The 26054-nt window shown below is 35.6% G+C and carries 25 protein-coding genes; 11 read left to right on the forward strand and 14 right to left on the reverse strand.

Features of this window, described 5'->3' with window-relative positions:
* The first annotated feature begins 3 nt into the window (after positions 1-3).
* A complete protein-coding gene (locus O5639_RS08720; RefSeq protein ID WP_269624151.1) occupies positions 4-456 on the forward strand; it encodes an acyl-CoA thioesterase in 453 nt (150 codons plus the stop codon).
* Here O5639_RS08720 and O5639_RS08725 read toward each other — a convergent pair.
* From O5639_RS08725 to menA, 3 genes are read right to left on the reverse strand one after another with little or no spacing between them, the layout of a single operon-like run.
* Positions 453-1688 (reverse strand): AMP-binding protein, encoded by a 1236-nt coding sequence (locus tag O5639_RS08725; protein WP_269624152.1) that lies wholly within the window; start codon positions 1686-1688, stop codon positions 453-455. The two genes, O5639_RS08720 and O5639_RS08725, sit on opposite strands and share 4 nt — an antisense overlap.
* Positions 1685-2656, reverse strand: a complete 972-nt coding sequence (gene menC / locus O5639_RS08730; protein WP_269624153.1) for an o-succinylbenzoate synthase — start codon at positions 2654-2656, stop codon at positions 1685-1687. Before menC ends, O5639_RS08725 begins: the two co-directional genes overlap by 4 nt.
* Before the next feature lie 19 nt (positions 2657-2675).
* On the reverse strand, positions 2676-3599 hold the full coding sequence (gene menA / locus O5639_RS08735) for a 2-carboxy-1,4-naphthoquinone phytyltransferase (protein ID WP_269625538.1): 924 nt from the start codon (positions 3597-3599) through the stop codon (positions 2676-2678).
* A 99-nt stretch (positions 3600-3698) separates the two neighbouring features.
* Here menA and O5639_RS08740 point away from each other — a divergent pair, with 99 nt between their 5' ends.
* Positions 3699-5099, forward strand: coding sequence for an isochorismate synthase (locus O5639_RS08740; RefSeq protein ID WP_269624154.1), 1401 nt, complete (start codon positions 3699-3701; stop codon positions 5097-5099).
* Here the strand turns inward: O5639_RS08740 and gshB are convergent.
* Together gshB and grxC are read right to left on the reverse strand one after the other, a co-directional pair.
* The gene (gene gshB, locus O5639_RS08745; RefSeq protein WP_269624155.1) at positions 5077-6006 is read right to left on the reverse strand and encodes a glutathione synthase; all 930 of its coding nucleotides are present in this window, start codon (positions 6004-6006) and stop codon (positions 5077-5079) included. The genes O5639_RS08740 and gshB overlap by 23 nt on opposite strands.
* A gap of 3 nt (positions 6007-6009) precedes the next feature.
* Positions 6010-6300, reverse strand: a complete 291-nt coding sequence (gene grxC, locus O5639_RS08750) for a glutaredoxin 3 (protein WP_413389685.1) — start codon at positions 6298-6300, stop codon at positions 6010-6012.
* Between the two features lie 58 nt (positions 6301-6358).
* On the opposite strand from grxC, the gene prfB reads away from it, so the two are divergent.
* The 5 genes from prfB (at position 6359) to O5639_RS08775 (ending at position 9325) form a co-directional block, all read left to right on the forward strand.
* A protein-coding gene (gene prfB, locus O5639_RS08755) for a peptide chain release factor 2 (RefSeq protein WP_269625540.1) occupies positions 6359-7469 on the forward strand; the annotation gives its coding sequence in 2 pieces (ribosomal slippage) (positions 6359-6433 and positions 6435-7469; 1110 coding nt in all).
* 11 nt (positions 7470-7480) lie between these two features.
* A complete protein-coding gene (locus O5639_RS08760) occupies positions 7481-7672 on the forward strand; it encodes a DUF3285 domain-containing protein (RefSeq protein ID WP_269624156.1) in 192 nt (63 codons plus the stop codon).
* 4 nt (positions 7673-7676) lie between these two features.
* Positions 7677-8231 carry an rRNA maturation RNase YbeY gene (ybeY, locus tag O5639_RS08765; RefSeq protein ID WP_269624157.1) on the forward strand — a complete coding sequence of 185 codons (555 nt, stop codon included), beginning with the start codon at positions 7677-7679 and terminating at the stop codon, positions 8229-8231.
* 25 nt (positions 8232-8256) lie between these two features.
* The gene (locus tag O5639_RS08770) at positions 8257-8715 is read left to right on the forward strand and encodes a diacylglycerol kinase family protein (RefSeq protein WP_269624158.1); all 459 of its coding nucleotides are present in this window, start codon (positions 8257-8259) and stop codon (positions 8713-8715) included.
* Between the two features lie 13 nt (positions 8716-8728).
* The gene (locus tag O5639_RS08775) at positions 8729-9325 is read left to right on the forward strand and encodes an anthranilate synthase component II (protein WP_269624159.1); all 597 of its coding nucleotides are present in this window, start codon (positions 8729-8731) and stop codon (positions 9323-9325) included.
* A 39-nt stretch (positions 9326-9364) separates the two neighbouring features.
* On the opposite strand, the gene O5639_RS08780 is transcribed toward O5639_RS08775, so the two are convergent.
* From O5639_RS08780 to mnmE, 4 genes are all read right to left on the reverse strand, one after another.
* Complete coding sequence (locus tag O5639_RS08780) at positions 9365-10480, reverse strand: pyridoxal phosphate-dependent aminotransferase (protein ID WP_269624160.1); 1116 nt, start codon at positions 10478-10480, stop codon at positions 9365-9367.
* Positions 10480-12303, reverse strand: a complete 1824-nt coding sequence (gene argS / locus O5639_RS08785; protein WP_269624161.1) for an arginine--tRNA ligase — start codon at positions 12301-12303, stop codon at positions 10480-10482. Before argS ends, O5639_RS08780 begins: the two co-directional genes overlap by 1 nt.
* 76 nt (positions 12304-12379) lie before the next feature.
* A complete protein-coding gene (gene nadC, locus O5639_RS08790; protein ID WP_269624162.1) occupies positions 12380-13243 on the reverse strand; it encodes a carboxylating nicotinate-nucleotide diphosphorylase in 864 nt (287 codons plus the stop codon).
* A gap of 308 nt (positions 13244-13551) precedes the next feature.
* Positions 13552-14946 carry a tRNA uridine-5-carboxymethylaminomethyl(34) synthesis GTPase MnmE gene (gene mnmE / locus O5639_RS08795; RefSeq protein ID WP_269624163.1) on the reverse strand — a complete coding sequence of 465 codons (1395 nt, stop codon included), beginning with the start codon at positions 14944-14946 and terminating at the stop codon, positions 13552-13554.
* 71 nt (positions 14947-15017) lie between these two features.
* Between mnmE and O5639_RS08800 the strand changes: the two genes are divergently transcribed.
* Positions 15018-15473, forward strand: a complete 456-nt coding sequence (locus O5639_RS08800) for a DUF2062 domain-containing protein (protein ID WP_269624164.1) — start codon at positions 15018-15020, stop codon at positions 15471-15473.
* Positions 15474-15531: 58 nt separating this feature from the next.
* Here O5639_RS08800 and O5639_RS08805 read toward each other — a convergent pair whose 3' ends face one another.
* Complete coding sequence (locus O5639_RS08805) at positions 15532-17868, reverse strand: RelA/SpoT family protein (protein ID WP_269624165.1); 2337 nt, start codon at positions 17866-17868, stop codon at positions 15532-15534.
* Between the two features lie 55 nt (positions 17869-17923).
* On the opposite strand from O5639_RS08805, the gene O5639_RS08810 reads away from it, so the two are divergent.
* Entirely contained in the window at positions 17924-19528 is a 1605-nt protein-coding gene (locus O5639_RS08810; RefSeq protein WP_269624166.1) for an ABC transporter ATP-binding protein, read from the forward strand.
* Here the strand turns inward: O5639_RS08810 and O5639_RS08815 are convergent.
* Together O5639_RS08815 and ylqF are read right to left on the reverse strand one after the other, a co-directional pair.
* On the reverse strand, positions 19512-20492 hold the full coding sequence (locus O5639_RS08815; protein WP_269624167.1) for an RluA family pseudouridine synthase: 981 nt from the start codon (positions 20490-20492) through the stop codon (positions 19512-19514). The genes O5639_RS08810 and O5639_RS08815 overlap by 17 nt on opposite strands.
* Positions 20492-21355: a ribosome biogenesis GTPase YlqF gene (gene ylqF / locus O5639_RS08820; protein ID WP_269624168.1), complete on the reverse strand. Its 864-nt coding sequence runs from the start codon at positions 21353-21355 to the stop codon at positions 20492-20494. The genes O5639_RS08815 and ylqF overlap by 1 nt, the downstream gene beginning before the upstream one ends.
* 479 nt (positions 21356-21834) lie before the next feature.
* Here ylqF and O5639_RS08825 point away from each other — a divergent pair, with 479 nt between their 5' ends.
* Positions 21835-23040: a phosphoglycerate kinase gene (locus O5639_RS08825; protein WP_269624169.1), complete on the forward strand. Its 1206-nt coding sequence runs from the start codon at positions 21835-21837 to the stop codon at positions 23038-23040.
* A 38-nt stretch (positions 23041-23078) separates the two neighbouring features.
* On the opposite strand, the gene O5639_RS08830 is transcribed toward O5639_RS08825, so the two are convergent.
* Positions 23079-23744: a hypothetical protein gene (locus O5639_RS08830; protein ID WP_269624170.1), complete on the reverse strand. Its 666-nt coding sequence runs from the start codon at positions 23742-23744 to the stop codon at positions 23079-23081.
* Positions 23745-23854: 110 nt separating this feature from the next.
* On the opposite strand from O5639_RS08830, the gene O5639_RS08835 reads away from it, so the two are divergent.
* A complete protein-coding gene (locus O5639_RS08835) occupies positions 23855-24913 on the forward strand; it encodes a UDP-N-acetylglucosamine--N-acetylmuramyl-(pentapeptide) pyrophosphoryl-undecaprenol N-acetylglucosamine transferase (RefSeq protein ID WP_269624171.1) in 1059 nt (352 codons plus the stop codon).
* Here the strand turns inward: O5639_RS08835 and O5639_RS08840 are convergent.
* On the reverse strand, positions 24906-25988 hold the full coding sequence (locus tag O5639_RS08840) for a pyridoxal phosphate-dependent aminotransferase (protein ID WP_269624172.1): 1083 nt from the start codon (positions 25986-25988) through the stop codon (positions 24906-24908). The genes O5639_RS08835 and O5639_RS08840 overlap by 8 nt on opposite strands.
* Positions 25989-26054 lie beyond the last annotated feature (66 nt).

Genomic DNA, 26054 nt, shown 5'->3' on the forward strand with positions numbered 1-26054 from the left:
TTTTTGGACAAGCGTAATCCTAGAGAATGGTTATGTTTGAAACGAACAGTTCGTTTTGGTGAAACAGATGCTGCAGGTGTGGTTCACTTTCTTGAATTATTTAGATGGTGTCATGAAACTTGGGAAGAAAGTTTAGAAAAATATGGAATAGCTTTGAAAGATATTTTTCCTACAAACGAAATCAATACAAGCCAACTAGATGTAGCTTTACCAGTTGTTCATTGTGAAGCAAATTATTTTCAACCACTTTATGTTGGAGATACTATAAATATTGAACTTGAAACAGAGAAGATAAATGATTCTTCATTTGTACTTCGATTTGAATTTAAAAAGAATGAAGAGCAAATCGGTACGATAAATATAAAACATGTATCGATAAATCCAATTACTAGAAAAAAATGTGCATTATCTAAACAAATAAATTTGTGGCTTCATGAATCTAGTTCGAATTTTTAGTTAATAGGTCTATTAAAGGCTATCCAATCTTGCCATTTTTTTATTTCCCATTTTTTATTGATATTTCTTGAAAGTTTTGGACAATCGTACCAGTTCAGTGGTTTTTTGGATGGTTGCCAGTCTTCAATGAGATCATTCAGAAGTGAAATGATTGGATATCTATTGAGTTCTTTCTCTTTGAATTTTGTTAAGGCAACTAAACGTTGTCCCCATTTCTTGTCACTAACTCCTAGTACAAAAATATCTTGAATTGGGATTTGATTTTTTGAGATTATTTTCATTAATTCCATTTCGATATCTTCTGGAAAAATCGTTTCACCGCCCGAATTTATAGCTGAATCTCTTCTACCTAGGATTTGTATTGCTTTTCTATTGTCGAGAGTGATGTATTGTGCTAGATCGCCTGCTTCCCACCATCCATTTGAGTCTTTAATTGATTCGAATTTATTATTCTTCCATTTTGAAGTTGCAATCCTACTGGTTTTAATCTTAAGTGAATTTCTTTTGTTGATCTCTATCTCAACATCTTCGAGAGGGAACCCAACACTATTACTTCCATTTAAAAAGTCTTTAGGACTAAGACAAGTCACCATTGCTACTGTTTCGGTGGCCCCATAACAAGGAGCTAAATTAATAGACTTTCTGCGTGCTTTTTCAGCAAGGTCTATAGGGATGGAAGCTCCTCCAACCCATATCACAGCAAGGGATTGAAGCCATTTTAAACCATCAGTATTATCTATCAAAGATAATAATTGAGTTGGAACTAGGGATGTAATTAATGGACGTCTATGTTTATTAGTTAATGCTTCACTAAATTGCTTAAGTTGAAAAGGTTTATGCATTATAGAATTTGAAATCCAGTAATACCCAGATTCCCAAGTCTGATGTCTCCACCATGGCATGAAACCACTTATATGATGTAAAGGTAGTGAATTGAGAATGATGCATTCATTTGGCTTAAGGCCATGATTCTTTAACCACTTTCCGGTTGATAAAGCCGAATTCGTGAGATTTTTAAGTGATTGTAAACAAAGATTTGGCCCTCCAAGGCTGCCCCCGCTTGAAATGATTATTCCTTCTCCTTCAGGTAAGGTTGACGATGTGGGGATTTTCGTTTGATCTTTTGGAGGCGCTAGATATACCCAGTTATGCTTTTCAAAATTCTTTAAAATTTCTTTTGAACAGTCCAGGTTTTTTTCAGGAATACATTCTACAACTGCAATTTTGGTCATACGGCTTCCCAGACTAATTTCGGATTGTTGTTGAAGAGTGGGCCTTTTGGGCACCATCCAGGTGCAAGTCCAGGTGCACAAGGATTTCCCCCTTTGACTTGTCTGGCAGCGAGGTGATTAACCCACCTTCTCCCAATACCAGTTTCAAAAGCTGTGCTTATGACTGTTTGACTATCTTCTTGTTCTATTTCTTTTAACAGTAATCTCGGATCACCATCTAATGCAGGGCGACGTATTTTCCAACTTTTCCATGTTTTTCGTAAATATGGAAATTCAACCAAAGATTCATCTAGTGCGATTGGAATTTGAGTGGCCAATGAAAATAAACCTTCAATATCTTTTGATGGGAGTGGCTGTTCAATCCATTCCAAACGAGGTTCGTTTTTGAGTTCGTTAATCCATTCTTGTGCTTTTTGGCGACTCCAACCTCCATTTGGATCAATTCTAAGTTTAAAATTATTTGGTAAAATGTCTAAGATTTTTTGTAATGTTTTTTCTTCCTTAAAGTTATTTTCTAGGTGAGATACTTTCCATTTTATTGTACAAGAACTTTTCTTCTCATTTGATTCATCTATATATTTACGTATTGACTCTAATGGATCAATATCTGTAGGTAAAAGATAAGCTGATTTTGCGACGTCAAAACCTTCAAGATTTAACTTCCTTTGAGTGAGATTTTCTAAATCGGCTAAGCAGGATCCTAATCCGAAAGCAAGTGCTCCTGGCAATTCAAATAAATAATTTTCTATTGAATCTTTTGTAGTTTGTTTCCCAATAAAATTAAGACTTTCGATACTCTTTTGTAATTCCTTTTTCTCAATAGGTGAAACTTCCCCCCATCCGTAATTTCCATTTGAGTCTTTTATTTGCAACAATAAACCTACCTTGTTATGAATAATTCCTTGCGAGGTTATTAACTTTCTTGTTAGTTGAAATGAAAATGGCTTGATATTAATTATTAATTTCATGATTCAATAAAATCAAAAATTAATTATAAAAAAATGAGGATATAGCAAAACCTATACTCAAGCATAAACCATTAATTGTCTGAAAGCGTAAAGCTAAAAACTTACTGTTTTTAATACGCTCAGGTTGGTTGTGATGTCTTTTAATTAATTTAATAAGATCTATGCCTGAAGGAAGGCTAATTAAACATAAAAGAGTCGTTATTGGCCATATTCCAAGTAGTACAGGTAGTAATTCTAATAAAAATATTAGACCAACGAACCACGGTAAAAATTCTGCCGCTCGATGAGTGCCTAAAATAACTAAGGGTGATTTTTTACCGACAGCAGCATCTTGATTGATTTGATGAAAATGCGAACAGAATAGAACTAAAGTGGTCGCCATTGCTGGACCTGCTCCAACCATCAGTGCTGTTCCCCAGGGGATGGTATGAAAATTGGATTTTGGAGAAACAACAATTAGTGCCGCAGCTGTAGCAAGCGGGCCAAAGGCAATCCAGCAGAGGGGTTCTCCCAACCCCTTATATCCCAGCCTAAATGGTGGCCCTTGATATAAATATCCAAGGAAACAACAAAGTAAGACCAAAAAAAGTACTGTTATTTTACTTTTTAGAGCAAGGATAAATATGATAAATAAACCCAATAAAAGAGAAAAATATGCAACTCGACTTACAGTGGTTTTATTACCTGTTAAAGCTACTACAGAGTGGAATTTGTATTTGTCAACTCCAGTTTCATCGTCAAAAAGATCATTGGTAAGATTCTCCCAAAGCAAAATCAAGATAGAGGCAATTAGAAAACAGATGAATTGCCCCAGACGAATATTGCCGCTATTCCCTAGTATCCATGCTGCAGATAAAATTACAGGCATTATTGCGACTGAATATAATGGCCACTTTATTGCGGCTTGCCAAAGCTGTTTCTTTTCAGTTCTAGAAGACTTCACTGGTAAAATAACCTGTTCTGTTTTTTTCTTGTTTCCTTCCTTAAGCCTAGGCAGCAGTTCTTGTATTGGTTTATTTGTGTCTAAAGGCACTAATTGGTTATGAATTTAGAACCCGTCTTTAGTGAGCTTTTAGTTAGTTCTCTTCGGAACTGGAGTCAACGAAAAGTTGATGAATGTATTTTGAGCATTTCTGTTCCTGTAAGTCAAGCAGACCCTTTAACGACATTACCTTTAATTGCTGAAAAACATCAGTTTAGATTTCTTTGGGATCTATCTCCCGGATTGTGCATTTCTGCTGGAGGACATTGTCAATCTTTGGATTTATCTGGACCAAAGAGGTTTGAAAATGCACAAAGGTTTAGTGATGAGATTTTTACTCGATTGATAGATACTTCTCCAAGTCCAGAATTTTCAGCATCAAAGATTCTATTTTCATTCTCTTTTTTTGATCAAATTAAGAGTAATGAAAAATCAATTGATGATAAATTTTCCCTGCAGGCTGTTTTGCCTAAGTGGCAATTAACTGCAAAAGATGGATTGACATGGTTACGTTTGAATTCAGTTGCCCTAAATCCTTCAGATGTTCGTGAATCAGTAGAAAGATTATGGTCAATTCGAGAAAAGATAAATAGATCACCAGTCCGAATTTTCCATGATTTAAAAGAAAATTTCTTAGTCGATAATTGTTCTAATGATTGGAAATCTCAATATCGAGACGCCTTGGCTAAAGGGATCGAATTAATCAATGCAGGTGATTTGGATAAGCTTGTATTGGCTACAAGACAACGCCTTTCCCTCAGAAAACCATTAGATCCGCTGAACTTACTTGCTCGCCTAAGAGTTCAGCAAACTAATAGTTGTCGATTCCTATGGCAAAAAAATCATGATGAGTCATTTTTTGGGGCATCACCTGAGAGATTGATAAGTCTTAATCATAATCAATTACTAATCGATGCTTTGGCAGGTACTGCAAAAAAGGGTGATGATGGAAAAGAATTACTTGCATCTTCTAAAGATTTAAGAGAACACCATTTTGTAGTTAACTCTATTGTCGAACAACTTTTAAGAAAAGGTATTAACGCAAGTCATTCCCCTCAACCAAAATTAATTACTCAAGGCCATTTAATTCATTTGCATACTCTTATTCAAGCGTGTGTCAAAGAAAAGTCTCCTCTTGACTTAGTTGAAGCTCTTCATCCAACTCCTGCAGTTGCCGGATTACCTTTGAGTAAATCTTTGAGTTGGTTGCGAGCTTTGGAACCATTTGACCGTCAAACATATGCTTCTCCAATAGGATGGATAGATAAAAATCAAAATTCAGAATTTAGGGTGGCCATTCGTTACGGACATGTGAAAGGCTATGAACTTAAATTATTTGCTGGTGCTGGCCTAGTAAAAGGCTCAACTGTTGAGGGGGAACTGCAAGAGGTGGCTTTGAAATTTGAAGTTTTAAGAAATCAATTAAACTTAGATAGGGTTAATTGTTCAAATGATCTATAAGATAATTAATCACTTGATCTGCTAAGGGAATATTCATTAGATTTTCTACTTCTCTAATGCCAGTTGGACTCGTAACATTAATCTCACTTAGCATCCCCCCAATAACATCTATACCAACAAAAAAGAGCCCTTCATCTTTTAAAGCAGGCTTTATATGATCGCATATCTCTATTTCTTTAGGAGTTAATTTAGTTATCTCAGCTGTTCCACCTAAAGCGAGGTTGCTTCTAAAGTCTCCTTTTTTGGGACGTCTATTAATTGCACCTAATGGCTCTCCATTAACCAAAAGTATTCTTTTATCACCATTTATTACTTCTGGTAAAAATTGTTGCATCATCACTGGCAAATGTTCTTGTGAAGTAACCAGTTCGAGTAATGCCTCTAAGCCTGGAGCATCTTTTGCAATTCGTATAACTCCTTGTCCACCTTTCCCTCCGAGTGGTTTCAAAACAACCTCTCCGTACTCTTTTGCAAATGTAATTAGTTGTTCCACCCTACTCGCCACAAGAGTGGGAGCCATTAAATCACTAAACCTTAAAGCTCCTAACTTTTCATTCCAAGCTCTCAGTGATGCAGGTTTATTAATTACATTGACACCATCTCTTTCTGCAACTTCTAATAAATGAGTTGCATATAAAAAAGCCTCATCAACAGGAGGATCTTTGCGCATCCAAATGCATGAGAAATCTCTTAAAGGAAGGCTTTGAGATGAATGGACATTGATCCATGGTTCACAATTGACTTTATTAGAAACTACCCATGCATCGTCCCCTCGTGCTTGCAGGTCCGAGGGAGTACAAATCCAAACATCTATGTTGGCTCTAGATGCGGCTTGCATAAGTGCTGCTGATGAATCCTTGTTGGGATTAATATTTTCAATTGGATCTAGAACAAATAGTTGCTTCATGAATCAATTTCCAATTCCAATCAGTTCATTTAATTTGTTATTGCTCTCAAGTTCATAGAGCTCGTCGCAACCTCCAATACTTTCTCCATTAATAAATATTTGTGGAACAGTTCTGCGACCTCCTGCTCTTTCAGACATTTTTGTTCTTGCATCATTGTCTCCATCAATAGAATATTCTTTGAACTGGACTCCTTTTTCATTTAGCAGTGCTTTTGCACGTAGGCAAAATGGGCAAAATCTCCAAGTGTATATTTCCACTGTAGGAATGCCTGAATCGTGAATTGATCTGTTCATTTATAGTTTTTGGGTTGATATGCTGATAGCTTTTAATGTATTGATTCTATTACCTCGTTTGCAAGACCTGACAGATTTCAAAAGAGACCTTTCTGTATTGACTGCTCGCCTGGGTACAGCCCAGGATTGTCTTTGACGAACCTGCATTGCTAGCCAGAAAAAAGGACTTAGAGCAAGTTGCATCGCAACCTGAATTTTGGAACGATCCCCAAAATGCACAAAAACAGATGCGTCAACTTGATGATGTTAAAGCAGAGTTAGAAAAACTCATTACATGGAGAGGTGCTATTGAGGACGCAAATCTTTCGTTAGAGCTGTATGAGTTAGACCCTGATGATGAAATGCTTGCGGAGGCTCACCATGGACTTGAGAAATTAAAGCAAGAACTTGAACGTTGGGAGATGGAGCGTCTCTTGAGTGGCACCTATGATAAGGAGGGTGCAGTTCTCTCAATTAATGCTGGTGCTGGCGGAACTGATGCCCAAGATTGGGCCCAAATGCTTCTACGGATGTATACCCGTTGGGCTGAAAACAATGGTATGAAAGTAATTATTAATGAACTTTCTGAGGGAGAGGAAGCGGGAATCAAAAGTGTCACCATCGAGATAGAGGGTGTATACGCATATGGTTTTTTACAAAATGAAAAAGGGACCCATCGTTTAGTCAGAATTTCCCCTTTTAATGCAAATGGAAAGCGACAAACCAGTTTTGCTGGAGTTGAAGTCATGCCTAAACTTGATGAAGAGGTTGAGCTTGAAATCCCTGAAAAAGATTTAGAAATCACGACAAGTCGCTCAGGTGGTGCAGGAGGACAAAATGTAAATAAAGTTGAGACTGCAGTTCGGATTCTTCATGTGCCTACAGGTATTGCTGTTCGATGTACACAAGAAAGATCTCAGCTTCAAAATAAAGACAAAGCAATGGCTCTACTAAAATCAAAATTGATGGTAATAGCAGTAGAGCAAAGGGCTGCAGAGATTGCAGATATTCGAGGGGATATTGTTGAGGCTGCGTGGGGCAATCAAATTAGAAATTATGTTTTTCACCCGTACCAAATGGTCAAAGACTTACGTACTGAACAAGAGACAACAGATGTAGATTCAGTAATGAATGGGGAAATAGATATTTTTATTCAGTCTCTTTTAAGGCAAAATATTGAAGAATCATAAATCAACTGGATATGAATAATAAAATTATTTCTGATGACGGCACCAAGAAAGCAACCCGACCTCCAAGTTTTGTCAAACTTGCGATGAAAAATATGGTTCGAAAAGGTAGTCAAAGCCTTTCTCACTTTGGTTTAACAGCTTTGGGTTTCCTTGGATTTATTCTTTTAGTTGCTGTTCTTGGAAAACCTCATATCCCTCAATAACTTTATGGAGAATTTTTCGACTAGCTCTTCTAAATTAGATGTTGACCTTTCTTTTACACCCTTCCCGGTTCAAGATTTAGATGTCTGTGTGAACAGTGAGTCTTTGGAGTTGATGAAAAATCCAAGTCAATGGATTGAGGAAATAGGAAGCTGGATTAGATTCATACAAGTAAATTCAGTATATAAGTGTCCGGAAATAGTCCTAAATGCGTCTCAATTTAGCTTGGGGTTGGAATTAACTAATGATAAGAAAATTTTTGATTTGAATCATGTCTGGCTTGGGCAATCAAAAAGTACTGATGTGCTGTCATTCCCCATAATTGATGAGACATTTTTTGGTGTCAGTAATGAATGTATCGAATTGGGTGACATAGTTATCTCAGTCCCGACAGCAATCAGGCAAGCCAAAGATAATAATGCTGATTTATTTAGAGAACTAAGATGGCTTGCTACTCATGGTCTCTTACACCTTTTGGGTTGGGACCATAGCGATGAAGAGAGCCTTAATAAAATGCTTTTGATTCAAGAGCAACTTCTTGATATTAGAGGTATTCTTTAAAATAAAGAGTTGAAGATTCAAAAATATGGTTCCTGAGATATCCAATGACTCTGAGAGAGAAATTAGGGACATGTCTAAAACTCTTCAAAGACCCAATAAAAGATCATCGTGGAAGATAGCTAAAGATTTACCAACTAGCTTTTTATATGCAGCTAAAGGCTTGAAATATGCTTTCTCCACCCAGAGAAATTTTCGGATTCATGTTGGTTTTGCATTGGGTGCGTTTGGGTTAAGCTTGTTTTTAGGCCTTAATAAAAGTGATTTAGCAATAATGGCCCTTACAGCCACTAGTGTGTTAGTTGTTGAATTGCTTAATACAGCGATTGAATCTGTTGTTGATTTGGCCATTGGGAAACGATTTCATCCTCTCGCTCAAATTGCTAAAGATTGTTCGGCTGGGGCAGTTTTATTAGCTTCAATCAGTTCGGTGCTGATTGCTGTTTTATTATTATTTCCTCCATTACTTAAACAGTTAGTAATTTAATGGCTTAAAAATTATGTTTTTGGTGATCGACAATTATGACAGTTTCACTTATAACCTCGTTCAATATTTGGGCGAATTAGCTTCTCAGCATCCTATTGCATCAGAAGTAAGAGTCGAACGTAATGATGCTCTGACGATCAGTGAGATTAAAGATTTAAATCCTGATGCGATTTTGTTATCTCCTGGTCCAGGAGACCCGAATCAATCTGGAGTTTGTCTGGATATTTTATCTGAGCTATCAATTGAAATACCAACTCTTGGTGTTTGTCTTGGTCATCAAGCTATTACTCAAGCGTTTGGTGGGAAAATAATCAGAGCTAATGAATTAATGCATGGTAAAACATCTAATGTTTTGCATAGAGGTACTGGAATATTTAAAGATTTGCCGAATCCCTTAGTGGCAACTAGATACCATAGCTTAATTGCGGAGAGAGAGGGATTCCCAGAATGCTTAGAGGTTATAGCCTGGCTAGAGGATGAAACAATTATGGGAATAACTCATAAAGATTATCCGCATATATACGGGGTACAATTTCATCCTGAGAGTGTATTGACCGAATCTGGTCATAAATTACTCTCCAATTTCTTGGATATAGCAGACGCTACCTAGTTAATCTCAAGTTATATCGACGTTATAAATTAGTCTAAACTACATTTCATCGACAATCTTGAAAGCTGACCAGAATCTTTTCATCTGCTCAATTGTTCCAATACTCACTCTAATAGAGCCTTTTAGATTTTCTTTCTTATCCATATTTCTAATGAGAATTCCAGATGTCTTTAACTTTTGCTCAACTTGTTTTGGGTTTGATTTTGGCCAAAGTAGAAAATAGTTTCCTCCATCAATATGATGCTTAACATGGTACTTCTGGAATTGATCTTTGATCCAAGTACGAGCCTCAAGTACTGCGTTTACATACGAATCAATATAGGAGTGATCTTTAAGTGCTGCAAAAGCAGCAATGACAGCAAAGCTGTTGACGTCATAAGGACCAGTCACTCTATTCACTATATTAATTACTTTAGAATGACCAATAGCAAATCCAATTCTTAAACTTGCCAAACCGGCAGTTTTAGAAAGCGATCTTAATATAACAAGATTAGGTGTATTTTGGAAATTCACAAATGGCAGAACACTATCACCTGTAAATGCCTCATAAAGTTCATCGACAACAACTAGTGTTTTAGATGAAAGTTTGCTGATCTCTATAATTCTTTCTGGGCTTAATCTTGTTCCAGTGGGGTTATTCGGGTTGCAGATGAGTAAAATTTTTGGATTATTTTGTGTAATGAATTCGCAAATACTATCAAATGGATATTGAAAATCTTTCCCCTCATAAGGTATTGCGTTGATTTGCATTCCTCGCATTTGTGCGCAAGGAGTATAATATCCAAAAGTAGGCGATGTTGTTAGCATTAGATCATCAGAATCGCCATAGGCATGAAAAATAGCATTTATTGCTGCATCTACTCCATTAAAAATACCAACTTCAGATGAGTTTATATTCACGCTTGAATTTTGTTTAATTAGAGTTTCTACTACTTTTTCTTTTAAACCAGAGTATTCAGGATAAATAGAGATTTCATCTCTGCTTATTTCTCTGAGAGATTTAATTACTAGTGGGCTTGGTCCAATGGTGTTTTCATTAAAGTCTAGTCTTAGTAAATTTCGTCTTCCTTCCAGTGGTGCAGAATATGGCTGTAAATCTTCGATATCTTTCCTGGGATTGGGTAGATCAACAAATGAATTTTCTGTTTTTTCCATTACATTCTTTCCAGAGTAGGGATGCCTAACAAACTCATTCCCAGTTTAAGTGTATCTGCAGTAATAGAGCATAAAGCAAGTCTACTGGTCCTTGCAGGCTCACTTGCTTTTAAAATAGGAACTTGATCATAGAATCTGTTAAAAATCTGACTTAATTCAAATAAATACGCGCAGAGACGATTAGGAAGCAGTTCTTTTTCGACTTCAGCGATAATACAATCAAGTTGCAATAGCTTGCGAATCAAGGCCCATTCTTGTGGTTCATTGAACTGAATATTCTGACTTGATACATTTAAATCTCCACCATTGCGCGATATTCCAGCTATTCGTACCAATGCATAAAGTAAATATGGTGCTGTATTCCCCTGCAAAGAGAGCATCTTATCAAAACTAAATTGGTAATTCGAAACTCTATTTTGACTTAGATCCGCATACTTGATGGCTGCAATCCCTACAGTCGTAGAAACTTTATCTATAAAACTTTTATTTTCGGATCTGCTTTCAGTGTTGAGACGATCTTCAAGATCTGCTCTTGCTCGTTGAATTGCTTCATCCAGAAGGTCTACTAATCTAATTGTTTCTCCTGAACGAGTTTTTAACTTCTTACCATCTTCTCCTTGCACAAGACCAAAGGGAACATGCTCAATTTGACAATCTGCAGGAATCCAATTTGCAAGCTTTGCAATTTGAAAAACCCCAGAGAAATGTGAAGCTTGACCAGCATCTGTGACATAAATCAACCGGAAAGCTCCATCTCCATGCGGAGGAGTCGTTAATCTATATTTTATCGCTGCCAAGTCAGTGGTTGCATAATTAAAACCTCCGTCACTTTTTTGAATAATTATTGGTTGAGGTTTCCCGTCTTTCCCAACTACGCCATTAAGAAAAATACATTGAGCTCCTTGATCATTTATTAGTAAATTTTTATTTTTTAAATCATTAATAACCTCTACTAAAAATTTGTTATAAAATGATTCACCTCTTTCAGTCAGTTTGATATCAAGTCGATCGTAGATCTTTTGAAACTCTTTTCTAGATTGTTTGCAGAGTAATTCCCACGCAATTAGACTTTCTTGGTCACCTGCTTGTAAATTAACAACCTCATTTCTGGATTTACTTTGAAAGATTTGATCTTCATCAAATCTCTTTTTTGCTTGACGATAGAAATTCACGAGATCGCTTATTTCCACTGCATCTTTTGTATGGAGTGCCTCTGGTAAAACCTCTTTCAGATGAGTGATGAGCATGCCAAATTGTGTACCCCAATCCCCCACATGATTGAGTCGTAAGACTTCATAACCACGGAATTCAAGTACACGTGCTAATGAGTCTCCAATAATTGTTGATCGTAAGTGCCCAACATGCATTTCTTTCGCAATGTTTGGACTGGAAAAATCAATAATCACGCGGTTATTGTTTTTCCCCTCTTCTATTTTTTCACTTCTGAATTTTTTTAGAGGCACTCCCAATCTTTTATCATTTAGACGAAAATGGATTTCCGATATAAGTGTTTTTGAATTTATAGATAGGTTTATAAAACCTGGACCTGCAATAAGTGGTGGATTGCATATTTGAACAAAATCATTATCTTTTTGTAGTTGATCAGCTATTTGTTGTGCAATTTCTCGAGGAGCTTGTTTTAGTTCTTTTGCCAGTGATAAAGCACAATTTATCTGAAAATCTCCAAATTCCGGCTTGGATGCGGGGACTAAATTAGAACCTGTAAGTATTGAAGAAGTTTTTGAACTGCGATCCTCTTTTGGGAATACTTTGATGAAAGCTCTATTAAGGGCTTCTTCTAATCTGGCGGATATTTCAATCATGATGTTTATGGTTAGGTAGATACTTTTAAGATTTTTTTGTTTTTAGGATGTTGCCAGAAAACTGTTTTTTCATCGTTTAGTCAAAGCGCATACTGAAATCTATCCATTTGCTTTTAGTCATTGGAGCACTAGTTGAGATTAGATCAATACCTGTGAAAACATAATCTGACAAATTATTTGGGTTGATTCCAGAAACTTCAATAACAATATTTTGTGAGACGTATTTGGAATTACTAATTTTTGAAAGTTGACGTAACTCTGGAACTAATTTCTCTATGGTTTGAACAGACATTTCATCAAGTAAAATCCCATCAGCGCCTGCCTCTACAGCTTCTTTAGCTTGTGAGGGAGTTTCTGCTTCGACTATTATTTTTTTTGTCCATGGAAGAGTATTTTTTAAGATTTTGATACTCTCGCTAATCCCCTGAGACCATTCAATATGATTCTCTTTCAACATGGCAGCATCATCCAACCCAAGTCTATGATTAATTCCGCCACCACAATGAAAAGCATATTTTTCGAATATTCGTAGACCTGGAGTCGTTTTACGTGTGTCTGCTAACTTAACATTGGATCCTGATAGTTTAGTTACCAGTAAAGCTGTCGATGTAGCAATGCCAGAAAGATGCATGGCTACATTAAGAGTTACTCTCTCTCCTGCTACTAAGGAAGAGGATGATCCTTTTAATTCTAGGAGTTTTTGGTTCTTTTCAAACTTTTGACCATCCTCTAATAGAAGTTGAATATCAACTTGGGGATCAATTTTTTTAAATATTAGTTTGACAAGATCTCCACCACAAAAAGTGCCATCCTCTTTTGCAATCCAATGAGCTGATGCACTGCTGTCGTTGAGGACAGATCTTGTGAGGTCTCCATCACCAAGATCTTCCTCAATCCAGGTATCTAATATTTTATGTAGCTTTGGTGAGCGAAGATCCACAATACAACAAATACATTCATCACTATAACAATCCTGAAAGCAGTTATAAAAAATATTTTTTTCTATTTTTTAAATTTCATCTAATATCTTTTTCTTAAATATATTTAAGAAAATAGAAATTTTTTAATATTTTTTCTTTCTGATATGTTACGCATATGCTTTAATTAGCTTACTCTCGACTGTTTGGATCAAGTGGACGTAGTTCATAGTGTGAATATTATGGTTGCTCTATTGATTGGAGGAGTTTGCTATTACTTATATTATATTTTTACAATCGACAATAACTAGACGAAAAAAAAATTGCTTGATTATTTGCCAATACAGAATTTTGAAAATATATTATCAAGTAAGCTTTCAGTTAAATCCTCTCCTGTTAGTTCTCCTAAATAATTAATAGCTTGTCTTAAATCGATCGTCCAGAAATCCCATGGTAGCTTTTCATCAAAAACTTTATTAATATTTTCCAGGGATTCCAAAGTTGACTTAGCTAGATCAAGTTGTCTTTCATTTAGAGCAATATCGAATCCATGCATTTGATCAGAACCACATATTTTTAGTAGGTAATTAATTAGATCGTCTTCTCCATTTCCGGTTTTTGCACTTATAATAACAAGATTTTCTTTTTCTAATATATATTTTGGAACTTTTTCAAAAGATTGATTATTCTTTAAATCAGATTTATTGCCTACAATCAAAAGTGGAATATTTAAGGGTAATTGTTTTAGTATTGATTCATCCTGGCTATTCCAACCGTTTGAATAATCAAAGATTAATATGATGAGATCAGCTTGAAATAAAGTTTTTTTAGTTCTTGAAATACCAATTTTTTCGATGATATTTGTAGTCTCTCTTAGACCTGCTGTATCAATAAAAGTTATTGGTATTCCCTCTAAAACAATCTCACTTTCCAAAAGGTCTCTAGTAGTTCCAGGTAGGTCAGTCACAATGGCTTTTTCTTGCTTGGAAAGCCTATTAAGTAAGGAGCTTTTCCCTACATTAGGTTTCCCGGTCAGTGCAACTTTTAAGCCAGAACGAACCCAAGATCCTCTTTTAGCATTATCAATTAGTTCGTTAAGATCTTTTTGGATTGCGATAATTTTATTCTTTACCTGTGTTTCATCTAAAATTGGAAGGTCTTCTTCAAAATCTAGTCTTGCTTCGATTTCCGTGAGTTCTTCTATCAATCGATTCCGGATTAAAAGCATCGTAGTTTGAATATTTCCTTCAATTCCTTTAATAGCGAGCTCTGCTGCTTTTCTACTTCTTGCTGCGACTAATTCGCTAATTGATTCTGCTTGAGTCAGGCTTATACGACCATTCAGTACTGCTCGTTGACTAAATTCACCTGGTTCTGCTCTTCGAACGCTTGGCATATCCAGTATTCTTTCCAGGATCCTCTGGACTGCAATAATTCCACCATGGCAATGAATTTCCACCACATCTTCACCTGTAAAGCTTCGTGGACCTTTCATTATCAGTATTAATACTTCATCGATATATATTTTTTGATTTGTTTCGGTTACATGTCCGTATAGCACTTTGTGAGTGGCCCAATCGTGCATTCCAGGGATATGAACAATATTTTGAGTTATCTCAATTGCTGAGGAGCCCGAGATCCTAATGACAGCGATGCTTCCTTGGCCGGGAGAAACGGCAGTTGCAATTGCAGCAATAGTATCTTCAGTAGGGGAAAACGAATTCATTAATCAATAATCACGCAATCTTCACTAAGATCAAATCTAGTTTTCTTTTTTATGACCAAGATTTTTAAAATATGAAAAAAATCTTTCTAAATCTAATACAAAGAATTCGTAAATTTATCTCTTGGCTGTGGAAACAAGAAGGTTCTCCGTCTCAAAGAGCATTAGGGTTGGGCGTGGGGATATTTAGTGGTTGTTTCCCATTCTTTGGCTTGCAAACCTTGATGGGTGTTTTTTTAGCAAAAATTTTTAGGGGAAATAGTATTTTGGCGGCTGTTGGTACCTGGATTAGTAACCCATTTACTTATGTTCCTCTTTATTATTTTAATTATAGAGTAGGCTCTTTAATACTTAACAAAGAAAAAAATATAGTTGATTTTAGTCATATAACTACTAACCAATTGTGGTCTCAAGGTTGGTACTTAAGTTCTCGACTGATAATTGGCTCGATATGTATGGGTCTTTTGGCTGGAATCGTTGGTGGACTTGGTTTGTATTTTTTACTCAAAAAACTTTCTAATAAAATTTAAATTTATATATTAGATATCATTCAGTTGTTATAAATAATCTTTCGGATTATTTATAAGGTTAATTAATTCCTGTCCGTGCAATATCTAAGACATCAGCCATTGAACGTATTTGATTGATAGTGATTTCTAATTGATTAGCGCTTTCCAGTTCAACTCTAAGGTCTATGCATGCAGGTTTGCCATGAGATGTCTTTACTCTTGCATCGATTACATTAATTCCTCTATCAGAAAGTCTCATTAATATGTCTTTAAGTACTCCCACTCTATCAATAACTTCAATTCTTAATTGAATAGGAAATTTCTCTTCTTTGATAGGTGTGTTGCTATTCCACTTGACTGATAGTCTTCTATTGTTAGGGACTGATTGTATATTGACACAATTAGTCCGATGTATCGTGATTCCATGATTACCAAGTGCAACTGTTCCGAGTATTGATTCTCCTGGCAAAGGGCTACAACATCCCCCGAGTCTATAGTCAAGTCCTTCAAGGCCAACTATTGGCGAATACTTTGTTTGAGATGTTTTTGATTTGTTTGAAGCTAGATTTGCTTGTGATCCAATTTGATTCGCCAGCTCGATATCACTTAATTCAGCCTCAGGTAGCTGGTTTTGTATTTTGATCTCTTCTCTAAATCTATTAATCACTTGATGTAGGGTTAATGCTCCAAATCCAAGTGCAGCTAATAAATCTTCCGTAGACTTTAGATTACATCTCTCAGCAACTTTTGTTATCGCATCACCTTTGAGTAAATTATCAATTCCTTTACGACCAAATTCTTGTTCTAGGAGTTCCTTTCCTCTTAATATTGTTTCTTGACGATGACTTTTTTTGTACCATTGTCTAATGCGATTCCTAGCTGTGGGTGTGGCTACATAGTTTAGCCAATCTAAACTTGGATGAGAGCTCTTGTGAGTGAGGATCTCAACGAAATCTCCATTTTCAAGAGGTGTTGATAGAACGCAAAGACGATCATTAATTCTAGCACCATTGCAATGATTTCCTACTTCAGAGTGAATACGATAAGCAAAATCGATTGCTGTTGAACCATTTCTTAATCCTAAGACATCTCCTTTTGGAGTGAAAACAAAAACTTCTTCATCAAATAAATCCTCTTTAATTGATGCAAGGTAGTCATTGTGATCATTAACCCCATCTTCTTGTTGCCATTCAACTAGTTGGCGTAACCAATTAAATTTTTCTGAATCTGGATTAGCAGGAGATCCTCCTTCTTTATACTTCCAGTGAGCTGCAATTCCAAACTCTGAAACCCTATGCATTTCTGGAGTCCTGATTTGCACTTCAATAGGTCTGTGCCGGCCAATTACAGCTGTATGTAGCGACTGGTATCCATTTGCTTTTGGGAGGCCTATATAGTCTTTAAATCGACCAGGAATTGGTCTGAATGTGTCATGGACAACGGCAAGAGCTCGATAACATGTCTCGACATCTGAGACAAGAATTCTTAGAGCAGCAACATCAAAAATTTCATGAAATTCTTTTTGTTGTCTTTGCATTTTGCTCCATATTCCATATAAATGCTTTGGCCTTCCACTAACCTCACATTGGCTAAGTCCTGCTGAGCTCAGGCGGTCTTTTAGTAATTGAACAGTTGTATTTAATCTCTCTTCCCTTTCACTACGCTTACTAGCTATTTGTTGTTGAATTTCTCTGAAGGGATCTGGCTCTATAAGTTTAAATGCTAGGTCTTCTAGTTCCCATTTGAAGCGTCCTATTCCTAAACGGTTTGCGAGTGGAGCATAAATTTCTCTCGTTTCTTTAGCTATTCGTGTTTGCTTCTCTTTGTCTAAGTAACTAATAGTTCTCATATTGTGTAGCCTATCTGCAAGCTTCACCAATACAACTCGAATATCGCTAGCCATAGCTAGAAACATTTTACGTAAGTTTTCTGCTTGCGCTTCTGTCCGATTATTAAAATGGATTCCGCCCAATTTAGTTACACCTTCAACTAGATATCTAACTTCACTACCAAAATACCCCTCGAGTTGTTCTGGTGTGATGTCTGTATCTTCGACGACGTCATGTAAAAAAACTGCTGCAATCACACTAGCGCTTGCACCTATCTCTCTTAGCAAGTCCGCTACCGCAACTGGATGGGTTATGTAAGGTTCGCCACTTTTTCTGTATTGCCCTTTATGTAATTGAAATGCAAGGTCAAATGCGGCAACTAAAAGTGCTTCTGAATCTCTTGGGCAGCTTGCTCCTATCCCCGGTGGAATATTTTCAATGCAATTTTTTAACCACTCTGGCAGAATAATTTCATAATCATCAATATGTTTGATTTGATGAGTTCTAAGTTGCGGCTGGCCATCAAAAAATTCATCACAGACGATATGAGTCTGGTTTGAGTTGTGCGCAGAGGTGACTTTAGGCATCAGCACTGAAGCTTAATTTATTTTATTCAGACTCAACATTTCTTGCTACCTTTTTATGAATAATTCATCAAAAGAAGTTTTAAAGATAAATAAATTAAATGCTATTTATCCAAACACTTCATCTTATGTGTTAAGAGGACTAAATCTGCATATAAATCGTGGCGATAGGCTTGCATTAGTTGGTAGTTCAGGATGTGGTAAAAGTACTGTTGCTAAGGCTGTAATGCAGCTTCTTCCCAATGGATGTGATTGTGATGGCGAGATTGTTTTAAATGGAAAAAATGTATTGGATCTAGACAAGGCTTCTTTGCAAACTATTCGAGGGAAAGAGGTGGGATTGATTTTTCAGGATCCAATGTCACGTTTGAATCCTTTAATGACTGTTGGTGATCATTTGGTTGATACTTTTAAAGCTCATGATGATTCTGAACCAATGGATAACTTAGTGAAAAAAGCTAAAAGCATATTAGAAAAAGTTGGAATAGACCCTTTAAGATTTAATTCTTTTCCGCATGAATTCAGTGGAGGGATGAGACAACGTGTAGCAATTGCTTTGGCAATTTGTTTAAGACCTCCTTTGATAATTGCTGATGAACCTACAACTAGTTTGGATACAATCGTAGCTGATCAAATCATGAGTGAACTGAGTTTACTTTGTGATGAAATTGGAACGGCCTTACTATTAATTAGTCATGATTTATGTATGGCATATAAATGGTGTAATAAGATTGCAATACTTGATTACGGTCAAATAGTAGAATCTGGAAATATAAAAGAGATCGTTGGTAATCCAAAAACTGAGATTGCTCAAAGATTAGTGAATTCAGCAAGAATTTTAGAAGGTTCTCAGAGAGAAATAATGAATAAAAGCGATGCATTATTGAGAGTAAATAGATTACGTTGCTGGCATGATTTAGGCTTTTGGCCTTTCAATTCTTTTTGGTTGAAAGCTGTTAATGAAGTTACCTTCTCTTTGTATGAAGGTGAAACCCTTGGTATCGTAGGTCCATCAGGATGTGGCAAGAGTACTCTTTGTAGAGCGTTGACTGGCTTATTGCCTACTAGAGGTGGAAGTGTTTTTTTTCTTGGAAAGAATATTTCAAATATGAATAGAAAATCTTTAAAACAATTACGTAAATATATTCAAATTATTTTTCAAGATCCTTCTGCCTCTTTGAATCCTAAGATGTCAGTAATGGATGCAATTATAGATCCAATTCTTATCTATAAATTGCTAAGTCGATCTCAAGCTAGAGAAAAAGCTCGTAATCTTTTAGAACTAGTTGGTTTAACGCCTACAGCAATGTATGAACAACGCTTACCTTCTCAGCTTTCAGGAGGACAACAGCAAAGAGTAGTTATTGCAAGAGCACTTGCACTTAGTCCCAAAATACTTATCTGTGATGAAAGTGTCAGTATGTTAGATACTGAAATTCAAGCAGAAGTTTTGGAGTTACTACGCTCTTTGCAAGAAAAATTCAAATTGTCTATGTTGTTCATAACCCATGATTTATCTGTTGCTGCAGGATTTTGTCACAGAGTATTAGTGTTCGATAAAGGGGAAATTATCGAAGAGAATTCTGGTAAGAATTTGTTCATGAATCCTAAAAAATATCTCACAAAAAAAATGGTAAATGCATGCCCTAGACTTCCGAAATAACATTATTTTTATATTGTAAAATTTTTAAAAGTCGTTCAAAATCTGCAGGTAATGGAGCTGTAAATTTCATTTTTTTTAATGTTATTGGGTGTATTAAACCCAATTCAACTGCATGTAAAGCTTGGCCACCAAGCTTAATAGGTAATTTTTTACACCTACTGTAAGTTTGGTCTCCAATAATAGGATGACCTATGTGTGCACTATGAACACGAATTTGATGCGTTCTACCCGTATCAAGTTTGAATTTAAGAAGAGAAAAATTTCCCAGATTTTCAATTAATTTCCAATGTGTACATGCATATCTACCAGATTCCTCATCAACTACAGCATATTTTTTTCGATCTTTTGGATGTCGACCAATACATCCAACAATCATCCCTTCATTGTCTTTAATAGATCCATGGACAACAGCAATATAATTTCTTGAGGCTACTCTTTTTTGAATTTGTATTTGTAGTTTAACTAAGGCTTCTTGGGTTTTCGCTACGACAATGCATCCAGTTGTGTCTTTATCTAAGCGATGAACTATTCCAGGCCTTAATTTACCTCCGATGCCTGGTAAGTCTGGGCAATGATTGATTAAACCATTAACTAAAGTTCCTGATTTATTCCCTGGTGCAGGATGAACTGCTATCCCAGCTGTTTTATTGATGACTATTAAATGATTATCTTCATATAAAATATCTAAATCAATTTTTTCTGGTTTTAAGTAAGGAAGAGGCTCAGGTGGCGGAACCCAAAGTTGAATAATGTCACCTGGCCTAATGGGAGTTTTTGCTTTTCCAGTTTTACCGTTCACTCTTGCAAAACCCGCTTCAATGAATTTCTGAATATGAGCCCTACTTTGTTCGGCTCGTTGACTTACCAGCCATCTATCAAGACGCATAGGCAAAGGTTTGTTATATTCACTCTCAAATAATTCACCTGGTCCCTGCCCAAATTCATGTTTGATTTCTTTATTCATTAGGGGAGTTCAAGAGAAATATTACCCAACAAATTTTTGCGAAAATCATCAAGTAATCTTTGAGACATTCTTCGAGTATCTCCAGAAGTGTGACGTTCTGCGGCTGAAAGTAGCCATAAAGATTTGTCTTTAATAGTTTCATTGACAAATATTCCATATCTATTTTGAAGACACATTGACTTGATTCCCGCTTCTTGGGTGGTTTCTAATGTCTCAAGAAGTTTCATAAAGTTAATGGCTACTTGTTCAGTATCGTATGCGGCTTGACCAATATCATCACAAATGGCCAATTTTAACGCGGCATTTTGATCTTCAATTCTAGGCGGCAGAACACCAGGAGCATCCAATAGATCAAGATCTTGTCCCAATCTTACCCATCTCAAACTTCTTGTGACCCCAGGTTTTCTTGAGCTAGATACAACCTTCTTTTTAACGAGTCTGTTAATGAGAGCAGATTTCCCAACATTTGGGAAACCAAGAGTTAGAACTCTAATTGCACGATTTTTCATTCCTCGGTCGAGACGTCTTTGATTTAATTCTTGCCCAGCTCGAATAGCGGCTTGTTTTATTTGGAGAACGCCTGTTCCAGTTTTTGCATCACACCACCATGGGACTTTCCCTTCTGACCTTAATTTTTTATCCCAAGCTTTATGGGCATCAACATTAATCATGTCTTTTCTATTAATAACTAATATTTGCTTCTTTCCTTTTAACCATTTTTGAAGATATGGATGAGAAGTGGCGAGAGGTATCCTTGCGTCTCGCACGTCGAAAACTAGATCAACTTTATTCAGATGCTCCTTTAACTGTTTTTCTGCTTTAGCAATATGCCCTGGATACCATTGTATAAGCTGCTTGTTCACTGAATTTTAAAAGGAAGTTGGATTAAATTGACTAATTTAAAAAATTGTCAAAGTTGATTTTTGATTTCTTTTGGGAGTGTAGTTTTACAAATTCTAAGTTCAACTTATCATCTGAAAAGATTAAATAAATTGATAATAATAATTGAATTATTCAGAATATCCCGATAGGAGTTAAATTTTTTGATGAATCTAGATTAACAGAATTACAATATTTAATAACTTGCCGGTGAAAAAATTTCTCATGCATTAAGGTTCAAAAAAAATTGATTTGTTATCCTTGAATTAGAAGTTTACTTTGTCTAGTAATTACAGTAATTCTAGTGGTAATTAATTATAGTAACCATAGATTTTAAATATCTAAAAAGCCGTTTTTAGTTTCTTTGGCGTTTAGGCAGATTTTTTCTGTGTCTTAGTAATTACCCAATTAGTGCCTTTCAAGAGCTATGGTCACTCAGTTTCCTTTCTGAATCCCATACATTATGTCTAAGCGTTCCCTGTCAAGTCTCGGCGCTGATGACTTATGCGGCAAACGTGTTTTAGTAAGAGTTGATTTTAATGTCCCATTAGGAGATGAGGGGCAAATAACTGATGACACAAGAATTCGTGCTGCTTTACCAACTATTAATGACCTGCTTGAGAAGAGTGCAAGAGTTATTCTTTCTGCTCATTTTGGTAGGCCAAAGGGAGCGGTTAATGAAACAATGCGTTTGACTTCTGTTGCTCAAAGACTAAGTGAATTGCTTGGTAAAACAGTTGTGAAAACTGAAAGTTGTGTAGGAGCTGAAGCCAAGTCAAAAGTAGATGCTATGTCCAATGGCGATGTTGTTCTTTTGGAAAATGTTCGATTTATTGCTGGGGAAGAAAAAAACGATACAGAATTTGCAAAGGAATTAGCTTCTTTGGCAGAAGTTTATGTTAATGATGCTTTTGGAGCTGCCCACCGCGCTCATGCTTCAACCGAGGGAGTTACAAAGTTCTTAAGTCCTTGTGTTGCTGGTTATTTAATGGAAAAAGAACTTAAGTACCTTCAGGGAGCTGTAGATCAACCTAAAAGACCATTGGCAGCTATAGTTGGCGGTTCAAAAGTAAGTAGTAAGATCGGAGTGTTGGAGTCTTTGATTGATAAATGTGACAAGATAATTGTTGGTGGAGGGATGATATTTACTTTTTATAAAGCTAGAGGATTATCGGTTGGTAATAGTCTTGTAGAAGAAGATAAGCTTGAATTGGCAAGTGCTTTGGAGAAGAAAGCGAAAGATAAAGGAGTTGAGTTTCTTTTGCCTAGTGATGTTGTGTTGGCCGATAATTTTTCTCCTGATGCAAATAGCAAATCTTCAAAAGTTGATGCTATTAGCGAAGGTTGGATGGGATTGGATATTGGTTCAGAATCAGTTTCACTTTTTCAGGATGCGCTGAAAGATTGCAAAACAGTTATTTGGAATGGACCAATGGGTGTGTTTGAATTCGAGAAATTTGCAAATGGAACCAATGCGATAGCAAATACTTTGGCTGAATTAAGTGCTCAAGGATGCTGCACAATTATTGGAGGTGGAGATTCAGTGGCAGCAGTTGAGAAAGCAGGTTTAGCGAAAAAAATGTCTCATATCTCGACTGGGGGTGGTGCTAGCCTTGAACTCTTGGAAGGGAAAGTTCTTCCTGGTGTTTCTGCTTTAGATGATGCTTAATAATTTCAATTTAATTTTATGATTAATAAAAGTAGGTTTTATAAACCTACTTTTATTTTTTTTGTAATTAAATAAATCCCTTCTGGATGCGTTATGATTGCTGATATAGTTTGAGAACCAGGGTTTAAGGGCGCTTGAATATATTTAAATAGACCACCTGATTGATTCGGCTTAATACCAAAGATATCATTTGATACTTTTTTATTATCCTCGTCTTTAAGTACGATCATTCCACTAGCAGTTAAAGAATTGTCTAATGGGCTTTCAATAATTAAATTCATTTCATATTTTTCACCAGTACGAACTTTGTCTGGAGAAACAATTTTTATAATAAGAGGTGAATTTTGGCTATTCAGAATTGATTCTTCATCAATAACTTCATATCCTTTGATTTTATTTTTGTAGGTCTCTAACTTGACAGTCTGTTTAGTATGTAGATGATAAATTATATCATTAATTTTTCTTTTAGATATGATTTTGATATCTAGAAATGATTTATCTTGATCATTGCTTAATGGTTGAATTGACCATTTTGCATTTTTATATTTTTTTCTGAAGTCTAAATACTGTTTATTAAATTGATTGAATGATTTGTGCAGAAATAGATCTTTTAGCAAATTATCCTCTCTTTTATTAAGATGTTTCTCCAATTGGTTAATTAATAACTGATTATCTATATTTTTACTAAAAGCAGAATTGATCATTAGGGGATATAGCAATAAAAAAACTATTGATTTCGCTATGAGTGAATTTCGCACGCCTACCTTTTTTACTCAATATAACTTAGCCTTCAAGGATAAGTTATATTGAGTTTATGCCTCGCCTTTTAATTGCTGCAAGCGGAACGGGTGGGCATATTTATCCTGCATTGTCTTTTGCGAATTCACTTCCAAATTCTTGGAAAATTGAATGGTTAGGTGTTCCAAATAGGCTAGAGATTGAACTGGTTCCCAAGAAATACAATTTAATAAAGCTTAGAGTCGGAGGATTACAAGGAAATATTTTTAGAAAAATGTTTGATTTATATAAATTACTCTTTGCTTCTATCCGGGTCTCTTTTCTATTACGTCAAAAAAAAATTAATGTTGTTTTTACTACTGGGGGGTATATCTCTGCTCCTAGCATTCTCGGTGCAAAACTGACTGGCATCCCTGTAGTGTTGCATGAATCTAATGCTATTCCAGGGAAAGTAACTAGGTTATTAGGTAGATTTTGTGACCATGTTGCGTTAGGAATTTCATCAGCATCTGATTATTTGCCAGGGTGTAGAACAAGTTTTACTGGAACACCTGTAAGGTCAGAATTTATTTTGGATCAGTCTCTTCCACCTTGGGCTCCCCTTGGAGAGGGGATATTGATTGTAGTTATGGGAGGCAGTCAAGGCGCAATAAAAATGAATGAAATGGTGAGGAATATCTTACCTTGGTTGCTTGCTAAGGGTTGTAGAGTTATTCATCTGACCGGTAAAAATGATTATTTCTATAAAAAATTAGATAAAGTTGATACTAACGCTAATTTGGTTGTAAGAGAATTTAGTAATGAAATCTCGGCCTTGCTTCAAAATGCTGATCTTGCAATAAGTAGATCAGGATCTGGTGCTATTTGTGAATTAATGGTATCTAAGACCCCTTCAATCTTAATACCTTTCCCAGCTTCTGCTGATCAACATCAAGAACTAAATGCTGCTTATATGGCTAGATATGGAGGGGCTGTAATAGTGAATCAACATGATCCAGAAAAAGATATTTTGAAAAAAACTATATCTCATTTGATTGATTCTAATTCTCTCATTGAAATGAAAGCAAATATGAATAATTATGATTATATTAATCCTGAAAAAAAGATATTTGAGATTATCAATTCGATTAGTTAATATAATCTTTTAAAGTATTAATAATTTTAATATTTTGCTTTCGTTTTTGGAGACTTATTCTAATCCAGTTTTCATCTAGAGTTTTAAATGATCTACAGTCTCTTAATAAAATTCCTCGCTTTTTTAAATTTTCAATAAGATTTAATATAGAACTATCACTTTGAATTAATTGAAAATTCGTAGTTGTGGGTAGAGGCTTAATAGTCGAAAAATCTGACAAACTTTTATGTAACCAGTTACCTTCTTCTTCTACCCATCTATGGATTTTAATTAATCTTTTTTTATGCATTTTAGAATCTTTCATGATCATATTAGTTACATTTATTGCTAGCGTATTTACTGGCCATGGATCTCTTATCTCTTTCCATTTTAATAATCTATCTGAGTTCGTTACGGCGTATCCAATTCTTAATCCTGCAATACCTAGAAACTTAGTTAAACTTCTTATCACTATTAGGTTATTATGGCTTTTCGTTAAATTAATGACTGATTGATTTTCCCCACCGGGTGTAAGAGGAATAAATGCTTCATCGCAAATTATAAGCTTATAGTTATTTAATAATTTTTCTATCGATGAACGACTCCATAATTGCCCCGTTGGATTGTGTGGGTTTGTAATCCATAATACATCTGTTTTTGGTCTAATTGGAAATGATTGTGGATTGCTATTAGTCCAAGATAAAGGAATAGGACTACGTATATAAGAAGCATTCCAGCATTTTAAAGCTCTTTGATAGTCTCCAAAGCAAGGCGAGGGTAAGGAACTTATTCCATTTAAACTTGCATCTCTTGCGGCCCATGTAAATAATTCAGAGGCTCCATTACCAGGTATGACCATTGAAGGGTGAATATTATGCCATTTTGCAATAGAATTTTTGACTTCAAAATAACTTCTATCAGGATAATATTTTATAGATCCTTTCTTAAGACTATTAATGAGATAATTATTTAACTTTTTAGGTAATTTAAAAGGGGCTATTGATGCACTTGCATCGATTATTTTATCTTTAGATAGTCCTAACTTCCTTGCTTCTTTCTCAATATTACCCCCATGAATATCAAAGTCTATTTTCATTATATTTGTTATAGTATTGTGTTCAGTTTAAACATAACCATCATTAATTATTGAAATCATTTGTGT

The sequence above is a fragment of the Prochlorococcus marinus str. MIT 1214 genome (genome assembly GCF_027359355.1).
Lineage (GTDB): Bacteria > Cyanobacteriota > Cyanobacteriia > PCC-6307 > Cyanobiaceae > Prochlorococcus_B > Prochlorococcus_B marinus_F.